Raw genomic sequence first — 17,663 nt, 5'->3', positions numbered from 1 at the left:
GACATCCGAGGTGAGATGAGCACTGTCGAGCACGAGAGCGCAACCGAATCCCGATTGGCCACCATTGCCGCCTCGGTGAGGTCCTCCGAACTACTGGGCGACTTGGCCGAAGCGAGCCGAAGACTCGACCCCGTTCTCTTCCGGCGGCTCTTCGAACTCTCCCGGTCGCCATCCCTGCTGGTGGCCACCGATTACGACGGGACGATCGCCCCCATCGTCGACGTTCCCAGCCAGGCCTTCCCTTTGGAGGGCTCGGTCGACTCACTGCGCGCGCTCGCCTTGCTTCCGTCCACCTCGGCGGGGGTGATCTCCGGTCGCAGCCTGCGCGACCTCGCGGCGATGTCACGCCTGCCCCGGGAGGTCCACCTGTTCGGATCTCACGGCGGTGAGACCGACACATTCACCATCGACACCCTCACCGAAACACAGCGGACGGTCCTCGCCGACTTCCGGGCCGACCTCACCCGCACCCTGCCGCGCGATGTCATCGAGCACAAGACTACGGGCGCGGCCGTGCACCTGCGCGGACTCGACGAGACCGACCGGCGTGAGATCGAAGCCGCTGTCGAGAAGCTCGCGTCCGCTCACCCGATCCACCCCACTCGCGGCAAACAGGTCATCGACCTGTCCGTCGTGCCCTCCTCGAAGGCCGATGCGCTGACCCGGCTGCGCAGCCAGACCGGAGCGGAAGCCGTCGTGTTCATCGGCGATGACACCGCCGACGAATTCGCGCTCGAGACACTCGGCGCCGACGACCTCGGGCTCAAGGTCGGTGCCGAAGCCGCGCCCACTCACGCGGACTTCCGACTGGACTCACCGGCGGAAGTCTCCATCGTCCTCAGTGCACTGTTCGAGCTGCGGAAATCCTGGCTCTTCGGGCGCCGTGCCACCCCGATCCAGCGGCACAGCCTCATCGGAAACGGACAGTCGACCGCGCTCATCGACCCCGCCGGCAGCATCTGCTGGATGCCGCACCCGCTGCCACACTCGGCATCGATGTTCTCCGAGGTCCTCGGCACCGAGGCGGCCGGATTCTTCGCCGTCTCCCCCGAAAACGGGGCGGCCCCGCTGACCCAGCGGTACCTCGGGAACTCGACCCTGCTCGAGACCCGGTGGGCCGGGCTGAGCTGTGTGGACTACCTCGCTCCCGTCGACGGACACAGCGACGACACGATCGTCGTCCGCGTGCTCACCGGCGACACCCCGACCCGTATCCGCTTCGCACCCAGACTCGACTACGCCACGGTTCCCACCCGCATGACCAGGACCGATGACGGGGTGGCGGTGCTCGGTACCGCGGAGCCGATCGAACTCCACGCCCCCGGAATCGACTTCGACATCATCGAGAACGGAGACTCCCACACTGCCGCGGCGACCGTCGTCCCCTCGCAGCAGTCCGGCGGATCCGTCGTCCTCGTCCTCGCCTGCGGATCGGGCACGGGAGATGCCGGATATATGGCCACCGGCGGCGAGCATCATGTGCGCGAACGCGCGCTGAATTTCTGGACGAACTGGGTCGACTCGCTCACCCTGCCCAGCCACCACCGTGAAGAGGTCATCCGCTCCGCGATCACCCTGCGCGCCCTGTGCCACGAACCCACCGGCGGAGTCCTCGCCGCCCCCACGACCTCCCTGCCCGAGGGCATCGGCGGTGTCCGCAACTGGGACTACCGGTACACGTGGCTGCGCGACGGGTCGATGACCGTTCGGGCCCTGCTGGCCCTCGGATCCACCGGTGAGGCCGAAGGTTTCCTCTCCTGGCTCTCCGGCATCCTCGAGCGAACGGTCTCTCCCGAGCAGCTTCATCCGCTCTACGCCGTCGACGGTTCGGCGCTGACTACCGAGGCGGTGCTCAACCACCTGCCCGGATACGCCGGATCACGGCCGGTGCGGGTCGGCAATGCCGCCGAACATCAGGTCCAACTGGACGTGTTCGGCCCGGTTACGGAGCTCCTCGACGAACTCAGCGACCACCTCGGCGAGCTGCCCGAGGACTATTGGACTCTCACCTGTCAGATGGTCGAAGCCGTGGGCAAACGGTGGTTCGAGGCCGATCACGGGATCTGGGAGGCCCGGCGTGCGCCGAAGCACAACGTGTACACGCGGGTGATGTGCTGGGTGACGGTCGATCGGGCGCTGCGGATCGCGGACCGGTTCGACCGGGAGCCGCCCGGTGCGTGGAGGCAGCTTCGTGAGGAGATCGCCCACGACGTGCTCACCAATGGCTTCAACGAGGAGGTCGGGGCGTTCACCGTCGCCTACGGTGAAACGGACCTGGACTCGGCGGCGCTGTTCGTCGGCCTCTCGGGGCTGCTCGACGCCGACGACCCGCGGTTCGTGTCCACCGTCGACGCGATCGAGCGCGAACTGCGCGTCGGCCCGACTGTCTTCCGCTACCGGTATGACGACGGGCTGCCCGGACTCGAGGGTGGATTCCACATCTGCACGACGTGGCTCATCGAAGCCTTCATCAAGGTCGGCCGCATCGACGATGCCTGGGATCTGTTCCGGCAGGTCGACGACCTGCTTGGACCCACCGGACTGCTGTCGGAGGAGTACGACCCCGTCGCCGAGATGCACTTGGGCAACCACCCGCAGGCGTACTCACACCTCGGCTACATCCGCGTCGCCCAGCAGCTCGACGCCTACCGCCCGAGCTGAGCCGGCGAGCGGACGCGCACCCGCCGCGCAGACGCGGCTGCGGCGCATCTCCAGCGAGTTAAGTGGGGTCAGATTGCCGTTTTCGACGCAGGAATGTGCAATCTGAACCCACTTAACTCCAGTTTCCTGCGGGCACGACCGGCGACTCAGACGTATTTGACCTGTGGATAGCGAACCCCTGTCCACAGGCGGGTAATTGCCACTAGGATTCTCCACCGAAGTTGAGGCAATGTCGGCCTATGGATAATCAGGCGTCGGCACCTCAGTCTCTCGACCCTGCTCAGCGGACCGCCCGACAGCGCAGTAAACGCACCGGCCCGCGGCGCGTCGAGCGCACCGACCCTCTGGCCAAGGCAGCTGGGGAATCGACGGCTCCTCCGGAGCTGCGCGTCGAACCGAGCTCGCGGAAGCTGCGTGTCCGCCCCTGGATGGATAAGCCGCGTCAGCTCATGACCGCCGCGGTCCCGTTTACACGGGCGCAGGGCGTATCGCGGGGAATCACACGCCGTGCGTTGGACGATGAGCAGAAATATCGGCAGCTTGGCTACGGCGTGTGGGTCGAAACGGCTCCCACGACTCTGGTCGTCGCCCCGACTTGGGCGGATTCCGAATGGGTCGAAGAACGCGTGAAGCTGTCGGGCCTGGTCTGCGTTGATCCTGATATCGTCGCCTGCAATGTCACTGCGGCACGGCTGTATGGATTGCCGGTGCCTTGGAATGCCGACACACGGGTGCATGTGGCCCGTGAGGACAATGGCCTGTCCAAGCACCGGAAGAATGTTGCCTTCCATCGATACGAATGGCTGCGGTCGGAGAACTTCTTCGGTCTGCCGATCATCACCGCGGCACAGCTGTTCATCGAACTTGCGCGGGTGCTGACGGTCGGGCAACTCGTGGAGCTCGGTGATGCCGCCGTCGGCCGGTGGCACGGAGGGCCGCTGACGACGATTGACGAGATCCGCGCTGAACTTGTTTCCCGGCGCCGAGTGAAAGGACGTCTCACTGCTGAACGGGCACTCGGCTTGGTGCGAGACGATGTCGATTCCCCTCCGGAGACGAGGCTGCGACTGCATCTCATCGACGCAGGTCTGCCTGAACCCGTGGTTCATCCGGCGATCACGTGCTCACTCATCGGAACGCAGCTCCACCCGGACATGGGATATCCGTCGATCAAGCTGGCCATCGAGTACGAGGGCGACCACCACCGCAGCTCGCCTGCACAGTTCGCAGAGGACAATCGCCGTATCTCAGCACTTCAGGCTGAGGGGTGGACGGTCATCCGAGTATCGAAAGGCTCGGACATGGCGGAGATCCGCCGCCTGATCGCCCACAAGCTGCGTGCCGGTGGTCTTATCTGAGAACGCGACGCAGCCCCTTTGCCGACCGGCTGTTGCGCGGTTCGGTGGCCGTGCCGGTCGGCGTGAGATAAGTGGGTTCAGATTGTCCGTTTCAAGCCGGAAATTGGCATTCTGAACCCACTTAACCCGCTGGAAGGCGTGGCGAGCTGCTCAGCTCGAGAGACGGACATCCGTCGAGTTGGCGACTACTCTGGCCAGCCACTGACTCTGCCCCGACCGGTATCAAGGAAGCGGCCACCCCGGCTCTGCGCTCACTCGATGAGGAGGGTGACCACCTCGGCGATGCAGGCGGGGCGTTCCTGATCCTCGATCTCGATCGTGTGGTTGAGGATGACCTGCGTGCCCTTCTCGCCGCGGATGACGTCCTTGACCTCAACCTTCCCGCGCAGGCGCGAGCCGACGACGACGGGCTGGAGGAAGCGGACCTTGTTGAGCCCGTAGTTGACGCGGATGGACACGCCTTCGATGGTGAAGATCTCGGAGGAGAACTTCGGGATGAGCGAGAGCGTGAAGAACCCGTGGACGATGGTCGCGCCGTAGGGGCCCTCGGCGGCGCGGGCTTCATCGACGTGGATCCACTGGTGGTCGTCGGTGACATCGGCGAAGGTGTTGATGGCGTCTTGGTCCATCGTCGTCCACTCGGACTTGCCGAGCTCGGTGCCGATGAGCGATTCGATTTCGTCGATGCCGTTGATGGTGCGCATGGGAGGTCCTCCTTGACTGAGCGGACAATCGATTGAAAAGCGTCCTCTTCGGAATCATACGTGGCCGACTGTCAGGCTGGGCCAGATCGTCCGGACTGTGAGTCGCGGATGTGCCGCCGGGCTGTGGAGGTGGTGAGTCGCGGATGTGTCGCCGGGTTGGCGGGACTGTGAGTCGCAGGGGTGCTCCCGACGACCGAACGCGTTAGCTTGGAGGTATGCGCGAGCCTGCACACGATCGTCCCGTGACACTGACCCATCCACGCTCGCCGAGGTGGCTGGAGCGTCCCGACGGCTACCGGCACTTCGAGTCGGCGTCCTTCGTCGGGCGGGGCAAGGACACATTCGACCGCTGCGCCGAGGAGCTGCTGCACTGGCAGGTGAAGGTCCGCAGCGGATTCGACATCGAGGTCGGTGAGCGCGGAGGGAGCGGGGACCGCAGCAGATCAGGTGAGCGCGGAGTCGGGCCGCCCCGTGTCGAGGCGGGACAGGAGCCGACGATCCGCGTCCGCCTGGGTCCGTTCCGACTGCCCGAGCCGTCCCGCGTCATCGACGTGTTCGAGACGAGAGATCGCTGCGGATTCACCTATGCCACGAAACCAGGGCATCCGGTCACCGGCGAGGAGTCATTCATCCTCAACCGCACCGAGGATGACAGGGTATTCCTCGTCCTGCGCTCGGTCTCCCGCGCAGGAGCGGGAATCTGGCTGCTCGCCGAGCCTCTCGTCAGACTGGCGCAGGTGATCTATCGACGCCGCTACAGCAGGGCGCTGCGTGGATGATCCTATCGACGCCGCTGCGGCGGGGTGCTGCGAAGCTGATCCTATTGACGCCGGTGCGGTAAGGCGCGGCCGCAGCTGAATGGCGACAGCACGGCTGATGCACAAGCGTAAGGTGCGGCTCCCGGCCGAAGCGCGAGGTGCCGCGGGTCAGTTGCCCTTGATCGAGCTCCGAGCAGGCTTGTACTCCCAGTGCCAGGGCTCGTACATGCTCGCCTTCGCCCAGTCGGGGTTCTCCCAGCCGTATTCGTCACCGTGCTCGACGAGCCAGCTCCAGGCTCCGGACTTCGCTTCGACGCCGCCGCCGAGGTCGAGTGCGATGCCCCAGCCGTGCAGCGAGGTGCCCGGCTTCGCAGCCAGTCCCGGCTTGCGACCGGCGACCGAGACCTGACCGGCCATGTCACGGTAGGAGTCGGTGATCTCGAGTTCCTTGCCCGTGTCCTTCTTGTACGCGGCATTCATCTTCGCGAAGGAGACCGCGGCATCGGCACGCAGGCGATGGTCTTCCTTGCCGAGGTCGCACAGCCATTCCTCGGGCAGCTCGCCGTTGCCGGCGGACTGATTGAAGTTCTGCTTCGCATCGCAGCCGGGCAGGGCGCTCTTCTCGATGGCGCGAGACGCCGCTTCGACATTCTTCTGCTTCGCGCTCGGGGCGCCGATCTCGATCGACGACTTCCCCTTCGACTCGGGAACGTCGGCGTTGACCTTCTCGGGGCTGATCGCCGCGGGCTCGCCGGCGGCGTTCGGATCAGTCTTGACCTCGGCCCCACCGCCGAGGTTGTTCACCAGCATGGTCACCGCAGTAGCGGCTCCGGCCACTGAGACCGCGGCCAGCGTCGAGGCAGTCCGCAGCTTCCGCTTGCGCACGGACTTGAGGAGTGCACCGTCGGATCCGCGGCTTTCGGCAGCACCGGCGCTGATGCGGCGCGGCGTCTGACCGGCGGGGGAACCGAACGTTGAGGTCGACCGGGCTGCGGCGGTCTCGCGGGCCATGGCGGCCCGACGCGGGGAGACGCCGGTGGCCTGAGCCTCGGCAGCCATCGCTTCCCGCCGTGTCGGCAGGGGAGCGGAGGCAGGAGTGGTGTGGGAGGACGAGGACGCAGCGGACGAGGAAGGGGTCGCTGCGGCGGTGAGGCCGGCGGAGGACTCGTTGCGGTCAGCCGGCACCGAGGCGGTATGGGTCGACGCATCGGAGGCCGAGGCGGTGGCCTTCGCGGCACGTGCCCGGGTGAAGGGCGTCGACCGCCGCCGGTGCAGATCCCGTCGACGCACCTGTGGCTCTGCGGTCGAGGATGGCTCTGACATAACTCTCCGTGTGTTTCGCTGACTCGTCGAAGGCTGTCGGCCGATCTGACCGCTTCAACACAACATCACAAAAGTGTAACGGCCATATATAGAAACTGTCATATTTAAGTGACGAGTCGCACGATTATTTCGGACGGCATACTCGAGCGAACGCGAGGCGAATCGAAGTCGCTCCTGGTCAGCGCCCTATGGCTAGGGAAAGCCGCCTCGGCGAGATCATTCGCTCTTACTCTCGATGTATTGTCTCAGCGCCCGATCCTGGGCCTCTTCGCTGGGGAAGACCACCTCGGTGCGGGCACCGCCCGTAACCGAGTCGTTGCTGAAGATGAGTTTGATGCCGAGCAGGCGCGCCTGGCCCTGGGCGATGACGAGGCCGAGGCCCATACCTCCGCCGCCCGCGGAGACGAAGCGGGTCGGACCGGTGTTGACGATGTCGGGCGGATAGCCGGGCCCGGAGTCCGTGACGATGATGCTGCGGGTCGACGTTTCGAGGCGGATCGGGTCGCCGCCGTGCTTCATCGCGTTGACGAGCAGGTTCGAGATGATGCGTTCGAAGCGGCGCACATCGGTGACCAGCGTCGAATTCAGAGCCGCCATATGGGTGTCGATCTCATGCCCGGCCAAGGCTCCCGAAGCTTCCATCGTGCCGAGCAGAGAACGGATCGCCTGGTCGACGTCGACGCGGGTGAACTCGGGATTCGCCCGCCCCGCGTCGAGGCGGGAGACCTCGAGGAGATCCTCGACGAGGACCTGCATGCGCACGACCCGGTCCTTGACCAGTTCGGCCGGTCGGGAGTCCTCCTCGAGCAGGTTCGCGGCATTGACGAGCCCGGTCAGCGGGGTGCGCATCTCGTGCGCGAGGTCGGCGGTGAAGCGCTGCTCGGAGTCGATGCGTTCGGTCAGCCGGGCCACCGCGGTGTCGACGGCCGTGGCGAAGGCCCACACCTCCTGATCGGATTCGTCGATGACATCGGCGATGCGGGTGGAGGTGTCGCCGCCGGCGATCTTTCTGGCCGCCTGTGCGCCGAGGGTGAGTCGGCGTGAGATGCGTCCGGCCACGATCGAGCCGACACCGCCGACGACGAGGGCCGAACCGATCATGCCCACCAGCAGGGCCTGGTCGATGCGGCCGATGAGTTCCTGGCTGTCCTTCGTCGAGGCGCGCACGGAGACCACTTCGGTGTACTCGCCGACCTCGATGGGGGCGGCGGCCCACACGATCTCCTCACCGTCGACCTTGGACCGGATCGTCACGCTCTGGCCTTTGAGCGCCGCACTCCGCGCGTCCTTGGGCAGCTGCGGGTCATCGAAGCGGGCGTTGAGGGTGAGCACCCCGGTCTCGGAGAAGATGGTGGTCGCGTTCGTCAGCTGCTCGGTCACCGTCGAGCGCATCCGATCGTCCTCGGCTCGGGCCGCGGATTGGCGCAACACGATCGAACAGGAGAGGACGGCGATGATCACCGAGGCGACGATGAGCAGTGAGATCTTCCAGCGCAGCGACATGCGATCAGCCTGCGAAGCGGTAACCGAATCCGCGAACGGTTTCGATCATGTTCGCCCCGATCTTCTTCCGCAGGCGCTGGATGTGGACATCGACGACGCGCGAATCACCGGCCCATTCGTATCCCCACACCGTGAACGCGATCTTCTCCCGCGAATAGACGTGCTCGGGCTGTTCGGTGAGCAGCAGGAGGACACGCAGCTCGGTCGGGGTGAGGTGGACCTCCTCGCCGTCGATCTCGACGGTCAGGCGGCCGGTATCGAGAACGAGTGAACCGAGGCGGGTGCGGAACGGACCGAGTCCGTCGTCGCCGGCCGAGCCGGACTGCACCGAAGGGGCGTCGCTGGGGCGAGGAGGAACCCCGGCGCCACCGCCGATGGCCTCTTCGTCGTCGGCCGCCTCGGGGGCGGTGGTGAATTTTCCACCGGCACCGAGGTAGGTGTCATCGGATTCGAGCTGCGCTCGCAGTCGATCCCGGGTGTCCATTCCCGGGCTGGCACCGAGGACCTCGGGAATGCCTTCGCCGGTGACCATGCCGCCGGGGCCGATCACGGTCTCCTGATGTTCGTCCGCCTCGGGGGAGGGGGAGTAGCCGAACCGGTCGGTTCCGGTGGTGATGAAACGGCGCACGACGGCGCGGATCCGCGCGTTGAGGACCTGCATGTCGAAGGGCTTGGTGAGGTAGTCGTCGGCGCCGGCTTCGAGGGCCTGGACGATGTCGATGGCGTCGGAGCGGGCGGAGATGATGATGATCGGGATCGTCGAGCGCTCACGGACGGCACGGCAGATGGAGGCGCCGTTCATCGTCGGCAGCATGAGGTCGAGGAGGAGGACGTCGGCGCCGTTGGCGGAGACGAACTCATACCCCTCGCGGCCGTCGGCGAAGGCCGAGACCGTGTAATCGAAGCGTTCGAGCCCGATCTGGGTCGTTTCCCGGATGACCTCGTCATCCTCGACCAGAACTATATGCATTACGTTTCTCCATTTAGCCGCGTGAAGCGTTGACCTGGTTCAAACCTACCGTCGTGCAGGCGGTATACCTGCACCGACAGCCCCGAAGGGCAGCAGGCATCGTCCCCATCGGCGAACATCGCCTCCTGCACCACCAGTGTCCCATTCTTGCCGGGGCTGAGTTTGACCTGATTGCCGGTGGCGATGAGTTCGAGTCGGGGTTTGCCGCTGCGATTGCTGATGACCGCACCGGCGATGAGCTCATCGCGCTGCTGCGGGTTCGCTACCGTCGCGACCTGGAACTTCTGATCATCCCGGTGAAACGGGGTGGCGAATTTCAGGCACTCGTCGCAGTCGGCAACGACCTTCGCGGTTTCCGGAGCACTGCCGGTGACCGCGACTCCCGAGGCGTCGACGATGGTCTCGCGGATCTCCTCGAGGGAGAACGGTTCGTTCGGCGGACCGGCTTTGGCGGTGTCGGTCGGGAAGAGGGAAGGGGCGGGGCTGCCTTCTGGTGAGACCTTGAGTCCGCGATCGGGCCCGCATGCGGTGAGCGTGAACGCCATGACGGCTGCGAGCACGATGGCGGCGAAGGTGCGCAGGCGCGTTGCGGGAGCGCAGGATTCGCGACCAGGCAGAGCCTGGCTGGAGCGAACTGGGCGCACCGCCTCCCCGGAGGCGTGTCTGGAGGGGACTGACACATGCTCATTTTTGCCTGTTCTGAGCCTGTAGTCCACCTGATCAGCTGAGCAGGCGAGTCGGATCCGGCCCGGATGGCCAGCGGGCGGGCGACGTTCGCAAGGTTCAAGGCGGCTTGAGGCATCCTCGGCGGAGGTGGGCTCTCAGGTCGATTGGCTAGACTGAGGGCATGGCGCCAACGAACACCCCGAAGAAGAAGTCCTCAGGCGGGAAGCCGACGAGCACCGTGTCGTACAAGGACACGTTCAAGGTCGGCATCGTCTGCGGGATCGTGACTCTGATCCTCGCGATCATCGTCACCCGATCCTGGCAGGACCCCCGTGCCTTCGGCTACGCATTCATCTACGCCGGTGCTGCCTTCGTGCTGGTCACCGGCCTGACGAGTTACCTCAACTGGGTGATGCGCAAGGACACACAGAACAAGGACCAGTCCTACCCCGTCCTCAAGTAGGAGAACTCCCGTCTTCAAGTAGGAGAACTCCCGTCCTCAAGTAGGACCACGCTGCGCTCCGGAGCGAACGGCCGCAGGCGCTCTTCTCCGCAAACCGACCAGCCGAACAGGCCCGCCGAAGCTCCGGTGGGCCTGTTCTGCTGGCCGATTTGTGGAGGAAGCATCCCTCACCGCAAGCGTCTCGTCCTCCCTTTACATACGCATCAGACACCGGCAGCTCCATAACCTCTCGTTGCAACAGGAGGTTATGGAGCTGCCGGTGTCTGATGGTCCGCCTCGGGCGCACGGGTCGGGCGCTCGGGCACGCGACCGGGCCCCGGCCTACATGAACGACCGCCCAGCCGCGCCCGGACTTACCTGAACCGGAGGAGGCGGAGGCTGTTGAGGACGACGAACACCGATGAGAACGCCATTGCGGCCCCTGCGATCATCGGGTTGAGCAGTCCGAAGGCCGCGATCGGGATCGCCGCAGTGTTGTAGGCGAATGCCCAGAACAGGTTGCCCTTGATGAGCCCCAGAGTTCTGCGCGAGAGCCGGATGGCCTGCGGGATCTGGCGCGGATCGGACTTCACCATGGTGATGTCCGAGGCGGCCATGGCGGCATCCGTGCCCGAACCCATCGCGATGCCCAGATCGGCTCCGGCCAGAGCGGCGGCGTCGTTGACTCCGTCGCCGACCATCGCCACGGCCCGACCCTGCTCCTGGAGCTCGGTGACCACGGAGACCTTGCCTTCGGGGCGGACGTCGGCGCGCACCTCGGTGATCCCGAGCGCCTCGGCGACCACGTGGGCCGCCTGCTCGTTGTCACCGGTGAGCAGCACGGTGTCGAGGCCGAGCGAGTGCAGCTCGGCGATGGCCTCGGCCGCCGAAGGCTTGGCCTCGTCGGAGACGAAGCTCAGTCCCCGGAACTCGCCGTCGACCGCAAGCGCCACGAGCGTGGCCCCGCGCGGAACCGAATCGGCCGGGTAGTCCACTGAGATTCCGCGCTCGCGCAGCAGGTCCGGGCGACCGGCGAGAACATCCGAGCCGTCGATCATGGCCCGCAGGCCGCCGCCGGGAATGTTCTCGAAATCCGTGACCGGTGCGTCGGCCGAGGTTTCGACCGACCTCGCCGAGGCGGCTCCCGCCGGACCGTCGACCGATTCAGTCGAGTCAGCCTCCGTCGAGACCGATCCGGCCGAACCGGTATTGACGATGCCGGGTGAGGCATCGACGATGGCGCGGGCGATCGGATGCTCGCTGCGCGATTCCAAACGTGCCAGGATCGCGAAGTCTGCCGGCGACAGGTCGGTGCCGGCCAGGCTCATCACACCCGTGGTCAGAGTGCCGGTCTTGTCGAGGACGACCGTGTCGATCGAACGCGTCGACTCGAGCGCCTCGGGGCCGGAGACGAGGATGCCCAGCTGCGATCCGCGGCCGGACGACACGGCCAACGCTGTCGGCGTGGCCAGGCCCAGCGCACAGGGGCAGGCGATGATGAGGACCGTGAGACCGGCATGCAGACCCGCGGCCCAATCGCCGGTGGACAGCCCCCAGATGAGCAGCGTGAGCACGGCAATGCCGAAGACGATCGGCACGAACACCGCCGAGATCCGATCCGCCAGACGCTGGACGGCAGGCTTTCCGGTCTGTGCACGGCTGACGAGGTCGGCCATGGCCGCCAGCGTCGTATCCGCGCCGACGCGAGTGGCCCGCACCTCGAGGGCGCCCGAGACGTTGATCGTGGCTCCGGTGACCGGGTCGCCGGGAGTGACCTCGACAGGGACGGATTCGCCGGTGAGCATCGCTTCGTCGATCGCCGAGTGCCCGGTCAGCACCTCACCGTCGGTGGCGATCTTCTCGCCGGGACGCACGAGGAACACGTCTCCGACGGTCAGCTCATCGATGGGCACCTGCACCTCGGTGCGGGATCCGTCCGGGCCAGCGCGCAGCACTGTCGCGGACTTCGCGCCGAGGTCGAGCAGGGCCTTGAGCGCCGCAGTGGCACGGGACTTCGCGCGATCCTCGGTGAGCTTGCCGATGAGCAGGAATACGGTGATCGCGGCGGCCGCCTCGAACCACACGTGGTAATCCTCGGGCACGGCCCAGCCGTGCCCGTCGACCACGGCCCGTCCGAGCGTGACGTAGGAGTACAGGCTGGCGACGGTGATGCCGACGCTGACGAGGGTGTCCATCGTCGTCGACCCGCCGCGGGCGGCCTTGTACGCCGCCGAGTGGAACGGCCACGCACCCCAGGTGACGACGGGCAGGGCGAGGATCGCCGCCACCCACTGCCAGCCGGTGAAGTGCCAGCTCATGACCATGGAGATCGCCACGATCGGCACGGCCAGGATGAGCGAGCCGATGAATCTCGGTCGCAGGTGCCTGGGGTCGTAGTCGACGATCTCCGGGTCCGACCCGCTGCCCGAACCGGCGGGATCGCGCACCGTGGCACAGTAGCCGGCCTTCTCGACGGCTGCGGTGATGTCGTCATCGCTGAGTTCGGAGTCGATGACCACGTGCGCGGTCTCCAGCGGCAGGTTGACCTCCGCGGTGACCCCGTCGAGGCGGGTGAGCTTCTTCTCGATCCGAGCCGAACAGGACGCGCAGGTCATCCCCGTGATGTCGAGTTCGACCTCGCGTGACATCACTTCACCTCGTAGCCGGCCTCATCGACTGCGGCGCGGATCGCCGCATCGTCGAGGGCATCCGCCGAGGTGATCGTGACCGGGGAGTCGCCCCCGGCGTTGAGATCGACGGCGACATCCGTGACACCCTCGAGCGCGCCGAGCTCTTCCTTGACGGCGGCCTCGCAGTGTCCGCAGGTCATTCCCGTGACGGTGATGGTCGTGGTGGTCATCGTGTTCTCCTATCAGCGTGGTGAGTTTCCCGATGCCGGGTCGCAGGCGTCGTCGGCCCGGAAGCCGGGCGGACGCGGCCGATCGACACGGCCCGTCGAGAGCCGAACGAGCCTGTGAAGTGCAGGCTCAGCTCTTCATGAGTTCAGCTCTTGATGAGTCGGGAGATGGCGGCTGATGCCTCCTCGACCTTCTTCCGCGCGGCTTCGTCGTCGCCGGTTGCGGCGGCGTCGACCACGCAGTGAGCGATGTGCTCTTCGAGGAGGTTGATGGAGACCGCATGCAGTGCGGCTGTCGCGGCGGAGATCTGGGTGAGGATGTCGATGCAGTACTTGTCGTCATCGATCATCTTCCCGATGCCGCGGACCTGTCCTTCGATCCGCTTCATCCTCCGCGCGAGAGCGTCCTTCTGCGGGGTGTATCCATGGTGCTCAGTCATGGTCACACCATATACCCCTATGGGGTATAAATCAACAGGGTCCCCCGCCGAGGCGGCTGTGCGTTTGCTCTCATCCCGAGTCACGGTCGTGCTCAGGCTCCTACAATCGGAGGTATGCGTGCTGCCCGTCTGTTCCGTTTCCCCGTCAAGGGGTTCCCTGCCGAAGAGCTCACCGAGGCTCACGTGGTCAAGGGGCGCGGAATCCGCGGTGACCGCGTCGCCGCGTTCACCAACGGCAGCCTCGACGTCCCCACTGACGCCTGGCATTCCTATTCCGCCTTCACGGTGCTCAAGAACGACACCGAACTGCAGAAATGGCGCGTGGGCGTCGATGTCGCCGAGGAATCCGCGACCGTGACGCTGACGACGCCCACGGGGGAGTCGACGACCTTCGCCACGGATGATGCGGACGGCAGAGCCGCCTCGGCGAGGTTCCTGTCCGAGAATATACCCCCTCAGGGTACACATGTACGAGCCTTGGCGGTCGCGGACCAGGGAATGTTCGACTCGCGGCGTTCGGGGATCTCGATCATCAACCCGGCCACGGTCGCGGCGATCTCCGCCACCGAGGAGGGGCGTGCGGCCCTCGGCACTGTCAGGGATGAACTCGATCCGCTGCGTTTCCGCGGCAACGTCCTGGTCGAGGGCCTCGCCCCGTTCGAGGAGTTCGCGCTCATCGGGTCGATCATCCGCCTCGGCGGGGTGCGCCTGGCGATCCGGTCCTCGATCGAACGGTGCCCGGCGACGACGGTCAACCCCGAGACGAAGGCCGTCGACGTCAACGTCCCACGCGTGCTCAACTCCGCTTGCGGACATCTGCACTGCGGGATCTACGGCGAGATCCTCGAAACCGGAGACGTCACGGTCGGCGACGAGATCACCATCGAGGGCCAGGCCCCGCGCGAGCTGGTCAAGGTCGCCCGGACCCCGCGTTTCATGACCGTGGTCGGCCGGCAGCAGATCTGCAATGACATCGTCGAGGTGGCACTGCGCGACGATCTCGGGTGGATCCGCGAATTCGACGAACCGGGCATGAACCTGCGCGTCCACCTCGAGCTCGGTGCGCCGTTCTGGCGGACGTACACGATCACCGACGTCGACGAGGATATCGTGCGCATCGCCGTGCGCACCCAGGGCAAGGGGTCGCTGGCCGTGGCCGCACTCGAGGAGGGGGAGCGCATCCTCACCTCCGGTCCGCACGGAACCATGACCGCCTCCCGCGTCTTCGGTGGGACGACGGCACTGATCACAGCCGGAATCGGCATCACCCCGAGCCTCGGACTGCTCCGCGGTGAGGGACTGAGCGAGCTGCCGGGCACCGACCGGATCAGACTCTTCCACGTCGACCGCGACCACCGCACCGCGTGCCTGTGGAATCGTCTCCAGGACCGCGCCGCCGGAGGCCGGGTCCCCGTCGACGCCCATCACCGCGATACCGCGACCGGCGGGCGGCCGAGCCACCGGGAGCTCGTCGACTGGGTGGCCGGCTGCGACAACGTCATGGTCTGCGGACCTCGCGACTTCACCGCCGCGGTGCTCGCCGCCAGCGATGAAGCAGGGGTCCCCGCCGTCCATCAGGAGACCTTCGCCTCCCCGAACACCGGCATGAGCGAGGCCATCGCCGCCTGCACGCCCGCCGAGGTGACTCTGGAGAACTCCGGAACGAGCTTCATGTGGCAACCGCAGGAGGGCACCCTGCTCGAATCCTTGGAAGCGCGCGGACTCCGGTCTCCGAGCTCCTGCCGCGGCGGGTCGTGCGGAACCTGCGCGGTGTCCCTGACCGCCGGATCCGTGCACTACCCGATCGAACCGGCGGCCCGGGTCGACGCGGACGAGGTGCTCGTGTGCTCTGCGGTTCCGGCGGGACCGATCAGCCTCCATCTCTGAGCATCTCTGGGCCCGAATTCGGACCGACCCGATCCTCGGGGCGGGTGGCACAATGGTTTCCATGCCCAGAAAGAAGCGGTCCGTGCTGTCGACGGCCTCCACCGGACCGGTGCGTCGCCTGAGCCGGTGGGTCCGCCTTTCCGCGGCCGGGCGGATCATGTTCGCGAACTCGATCATGCTCGTGGGCATCATGGTGCTCACGACGAGTCTGCTCTACCTCCAGCTCTCGCAGCTGAATACGAAGCGGGAACAGGACCTGCTGAGTTCGGCTGCGGACAATATGTCGCTCTCGCTCGGGCTCGTGGGTTCCGGTGAGGCCGGCAGCGATGACTTCCTCGACGACGAGTCCCGCGACGATGTCGAGACGATGCTGCACAACGTCATCAGCCAATACGGGTTCGACATCGCCGCCGTCGCACCCATCGACTACCTCCTCACCCCGCCGACGCTGGGCTCACCCGGGAGGCAGCAGGTCCTCGGGGACAAGATCGCCGAAGCGAACTCGGGCAGGATCCCCGAGGATTCGATCGATCAGCTGGCCCAGGCGGTCGACGGTCAGGCCCTGCAGGACGGGCGGACGAGTGTGCGCTTCATCGACGACGGCGGACCCGGAGACGGCACCATGTATGTCGTCACCCCGGTCTACGCCGAACATCTCGGCGCCGACGCAGTCGCCTCCGACACCGTGGTCGGAGCCGTGATCGTCGGCAGCTCGGCCGACTCGGTCCGCGAAGGCTTCCTCGCCCAGGGCAAATGGCTCATCGGCATCGCCGTGCTCACCCTGCTCCTCGGCATCGGCTCGTCGTGGGTGACGTCACGAGGACTGCGACGGGTGACCGGCGACTACGGTGCCGACGAGCTGCGCAGCATGCTCGACTTCTACTCCTCCGTGCTCACCGCGGTCTCCGAAGGGCTGCTGCTGGTGGACCGCTCACAGGGGATCGTGCTCATCAACGCCGAAGCCCGGGAGCTGCTCGGTCTGCCGGCGGACGAGGACGATGCGGATCCGGCCCCAACCTCGGCGGAGGAGATGCCGCTCGGCGCCCTCGACCTGCCCGAGGCGCTGCACGACCTGCTCGCCTCAGGACGGTGGGCCAGGGACGAGATCCACTACACGGACGAGCGGGTGCTCGTGGTCAATCAGCAGCCCACCGAGGCGGCCAGCGACACCTGGGTCGTGACCATGCGCGACCACACTGAGCTGGCCGAACTCTCCGGCGAACTCGTCTCCGTGCGGTCCTTCTCCGACTCCCTGCGCGCACAGACCCACGAATACGCGAACCGGCTGCACATGGTCGTGTCTCTGCTCGAGACCGGCCACGTCGATGAGGCCATCGACTTCGCGGCGAAGGACCTCGACGATCTCAACCGCGTCAACGGGGACGGGTCGATGACCTTCGACCATCCCGTTCTGTCTGCCCTCCTGCTGTCGAAGATCGCCCAAGCCGCCGAGGTGGGCATCGAGATGACGGTGGACACCGCGGACCTCACGGGCAACCTCGGCGGGGACGACAGGGATCTCGCGACGATCCTCGGCAACCTCGTCGACAACGCCTTCGACGCGCTGAGCAGGCAGGATGTGCTCCCCGAGGACAAGAGGGTCCACGTCGAACTCTCCGGTTCGGGAGGACCCGGCGGGTTCACGATCGAGGTCAGCGACGACGGTCCCGGCATCGACGAGGAATACGTCGACGCGATCTTCGAGCGCGGATGGTCCACGAAGCACGACGGCGTGGAGATCGACCAGGGGCAGGGGCGGCAGCAGACGGGCACCCGCGGGGTCGGACTCTCCTTGGTCGTGCAGGCGATCCGCCGCCTCGGCGGAGCCGTGGACGTGCAGGGTCGCGGTGAGGACTGCGACAGGTTCAAGGGGGCCGTGCTCACTGTGTGGCTGCCGGACAGCCGCGGTGCCGGGGGCGGTTCGGGGTCAGGTGCGGCGCCGACTTCGGGGAACAGCTCCGAACGAGGGTGAGACCGGGGTCGTGTCCATCGGAGAACACCGCCGACCGGGGATGAATCCGAGCCCGTGTCCATCAAGGAACCGGGATGTGACTGGACTGCAACACAATCGGTCCTGCTGTCAACCGGTGTTGG

The 17,663-nt window shown here is 66.4% G+C and carries 14 protein-coding genes; 6 read left to right on the top strand and 8 right to left on the bottom strand.

The window, feature by feature from the left end; translation table 11 throughout:
* Nucleotides 1-15: 15 nt before the first annotated feature.
* Both otsB and L1F31_RS17785 read left to right on the top strand, forming a co-directional pair.
* Nucleotides 16-2,661 (top strand): trehalose-phosphatase, encoded by a 2,646-nt coding sequence (gene otsB / locus L1F31_RS17790; protein WP_265418551.1) that lies wholly within the window; start codon nucleotides 16-18, stop codon nucleotides 2,659-2,661.
* Nucleotides 2,662-2,900: 239 nt separating this feature from the next.
* On the top strand, nucleotides 2,901-4,019 hold the full coding sequence (locus L1F31_RS17785; RefSeq protein ID WP_265418550.1) for an endonuclease domain-containing protein: 1,119 nt from the start codon (nucleotides 2,901-2,903) through the stop codon (nucleotides 4,017-4,019).
* A 251-nt stretch (nucleotides 4,020-4,270) separates the two neighbouring features.
* Here the strand turns inward: L1F31_RS17785 and L1F31_RS17780 are convergent, their stop codons facing one another.
* On the bottom strand, nucleotides 4,271-4,723 hold the full coding sequence (locus tag L1F31_RS17780; RefSeq protein WP_265418549.1) for a MaoC family dehydratase: 453 nt from the start codon (nucleotides 4,721-4,723) through the stop codon (nucleotides 4,271-4,273).
* 242 nt (nucleotides 4,724-4,965) lie between these two features.
* Here L1F31_RS17780 and L1F31_RS17775 point away from each other — a divergent pair, with 242 nt between their 5' ends.
* Entirely contained in the window at nucleotides 4,966-5,502 is a 537-nt protein-coding gene (locus L1F31_RS17775; RefSeq protein WP_265418548.1) for a DUF1990 domain-containing protein, read from the top strand.
* Between the two features lie 147 nt (nucleotides 5,503-5,649).
* Here the strand turns inward: L1F31_RS17775 and L1F31_RS17770 are convergent, their stop codons facing one another.
* The 4 genes from L1F31_RS17770 to L1F31_RS17755 all read right to left on the bottom strand — a co-directional run bounded on the left by L1F31_RS17770 (nucleotide 5,650) and on the right by L1F31_RS17755 (nucleotide 9,957).
* Nucleotides 5,650-6,804: a M15 family metallopeptidase gene (locus tag L1F31_RS17770; RefSeq protein WP_265418547.1), complete on the bottom strand. Its 1,155-nt coding sequence runs from the start codon at nucleotides 6,802-6,804 to the stop codon at nucleotides 5,650-5,652.
* A 216-nt stretch (nucleotides 6,805-7,020) separates the two neighbouring features.
* Nucleotides 7,021-8,307, bottom strand: coding sequence for a sensor histidine kinase (locus tag L1F31_RS17765; RefSeq protein WP_265418546.1), 1,287 nt, complete (start codon nucleotides 8,305-8,307; stop codon nucleotides 7,021-7,023).
* A gap of 4 nt (nucleotides 8,308-8,311) precedes the next feature.
* The gene (locus L1F31_RS17760; RefSeq protein WP_265418545.1) at nucleotides 8,312-9,277 is read right to left on the bottom strand and encodes a response regulator transcription factor; all 966 of its coding nucleotides are present in this window, start codon (nucleotides 9,275-9,277) and stop codon (nucleotides 8,312-8,314) included.
* Entirely contained in the window at nucleotides 9,277-9,957 is a 681-nt protein-coding gene (locus L1F31_RS17755; RefSeq protein ID WP_265418544.1) for a hypothetical protein, read from the bottom strand. Before L1F31_RS17755 ends, L1F31_RS17760 begins: the two co-directional genes overlap by 1 nt.
* A gap of 167 nt (nucleotides 9,958-10,124) precedes the next feature.
* Here L1F31_RS17755 and L1F31_RS17750 point away from each other — a divergent pair, with 167 nt between their 5' ends.
* Complete coding sequence (locus tag L1F31_RS17750; protein WP_265418543.1) at nucleotides 10,125-10,406, top strand: hypothetical protein; 282 nt, start codon at nucleotides 10,125-10,127, stop codon at nucleotides 10,404-10,406.
* Between the two features lie 353 nt (nucleotides 10,407-10,759).
* Here the strand turns inward: L1F31_RS17750 and L1F31_RS17745 are convergent, their stop codons facing one another.
* The 3 genes from L1F31_RS17745 to L1F31_RS17735 form a co-directional block, all read right to left on the bottom strand.
* Nucleotides 10,760-13,033, bottom strand: coding sequence for a heavy metal translocating P-type ATPase (locus L1F31_RS17745; RefSeq protein WP_265418542.1), 2,274 nt, complete (start codon nucleotides 13,031-13,033; stop codon nucleotides 10,760-10,762).
* On the bottom strand, nucleotides 13,033-13,245 hold the full coding sequence (locus L1F31_RS17740) for a heavy-metal-associated domain-containing protein (protein ID WP_265418541.1): 213 nt from the start codon (nucleotides 13,243-13,245) through the stop codon (nucleotides 13,033-13,035). The genes L1F31_RS17745 and L1F31_RS17740 overlap by 1 nt, the downstream gene beginning before the upstream one ends.
* Before the next feature lie 143 nt (nucleotides 13,246-13,388).
* Nucleotides 13,389-13,682, bottom strand: a complete 294-nt coding sequence (locus L1F31_RS17735; RefSeq protein ID WP_265418540.1) for a metal-sensitive transcriptional regulator — start codon at nucleotides 13,680-13,682, stop codon at nucleotides 13,389-13,391.
* Nucleotides 13,683-13,796: 114 nt separating this feature from the next.
* Here L1F31_RS17735 and L1F31_RS17730 point away from each other — a divergent pair, with 114 nt between their 5' ends.
* Together L1F31_RS17730 and L1F31_RS17725 are read left to right on the top strand one after the other, a co-directional pair.
* The gene (locus L1F31_RS17730; RefSeq protein WP_265418539.1) at nucleotides 13,797-15,569 is read left to right on the top strand and encodes an MOSC domain-containing protein; all 1,773 of its coding nucleotides are present in this window, start codon (nucleotides 13,797-13,799) and stop codon (nucleotides 15,567-15,569) included.
* Nucleotides 15,570-15,630: 61 nt separating this feature from the next.
* Nucleotides 15,631-17,541, top strand: a complete 1,911-nt coding sequence (locus tag L1F31_RS17725) for a sensor histidine kinase (RefSeq protein WP_265418538.1) — start codon at nucleotides 15,631-15,633, stop codon at nucleotides 17,539-17,541.
* The last annotated feature ends 122 nt before the right edge of the window (nucleotides 17,542-17,663 follow it).

Source organism: Brevibacterium spongiae (assembly GCF_026168515.1).
In the GTDB taxonomy this organism is placed as follows: domain Bacteria; phylum Actinomycetota; class Actinomycetes; order Actinomycetales; family Brevibacteriaceae; genus Brevibacterium; species Brevibacterium spongiae.
Note: the sequence above shows the minus strand (reverse complement) of the source record. Positions and strands in the feature narration are given on the sequence as shown.

Excerpts from the sequence above, each read along its gene's own strand:
- L1F31_RS17725 (WP_265418538.1), top strand. The coding sequence starts at position 15,631 with ATGCCCAGAAAGAAGCGGTCCGTGCTGTCGACGGCCTCCACCGGACCG.
- L1F31_RS17765 (WP_265418546.1), bottom strand. The coding sequence starts at position 8,307 with ATGTCGCTGCGCTGGAAGATCTCACTGCTCATCGTCGCCTCGGTGATC.
- otsB (WP_265418551.1), top strand. The coding sequence starts at position 16 with ATGAGCACTGTCGAGCACGAGAGCGCAACCGAATCCCGATTGGCCACC.
- L1F31_RS17740 (WP_265418541.1), bottom strand. The coding sequence starts at position 13,245 with ATGACCACCACGACCATCACCGTCACGGGAATGACCTGCGGACACTGC.
- L1F31_RS17745 (WP_265418542.1), bottom strand. The coding sequence starts at position 13,033 with ATGTCACGCGAGGTCGAACTCGACATCACGGGGATGACCTGCGCGTCC.
- L1F31_RS17750 (WP_265418543.1), top strand. The coding sequence starts at position 10,125 with ATGGCGCCAACGAACACCCCGAAGAAGAAGTCCTCAGGCGGGAAGCCG.
- L1F31_RS17760 (WP_265418545.1), bottom strand. The coding sequence starts at position 9,277 with ATGCATATAGTTCTGGTCGAGGATGACGAGGTCATCCGGGAAACGACC.
- L1F31_RS17770 (WP_265418547.1), bottom strand. The coding sequence starts at position 6,804 with ATGTCAGAGCCATCCTCGACCGCAGAGCCACAGGTGCGTCGACGGGAT.
- L1F31_RS17785 (WP_265418550.1), top strand. The coding sequence starts at position 2,901 with ATGGATAATCAGGCGTCGGCACCTCAGTCTCTCGACCCTGCTCAGCGG.
- L1F31_RS17780 (WP_265418549.1), bottom strand. The coding sequence starts at position 4,723 with ATGCGCACCATCAACGGCATCGACGAAATCGAATCGCTCATCGGCACC.
- L1F31_RS17735 (WP_265418540.1), bottom strand. The coding sequence starts at position 13,682 with ATGACTGAGCACCATGGATACACCCCGCAGAAGGACGCTCTCGCGCGG.
- L1F31_RS17730 (WP_265418539.1), top strand. The coding sequence starts at position 13,797 with ATGCGTGCTGCCCGTCTGTTCCGTTTCCCCGTCAAGGGGTTCCCTGCC.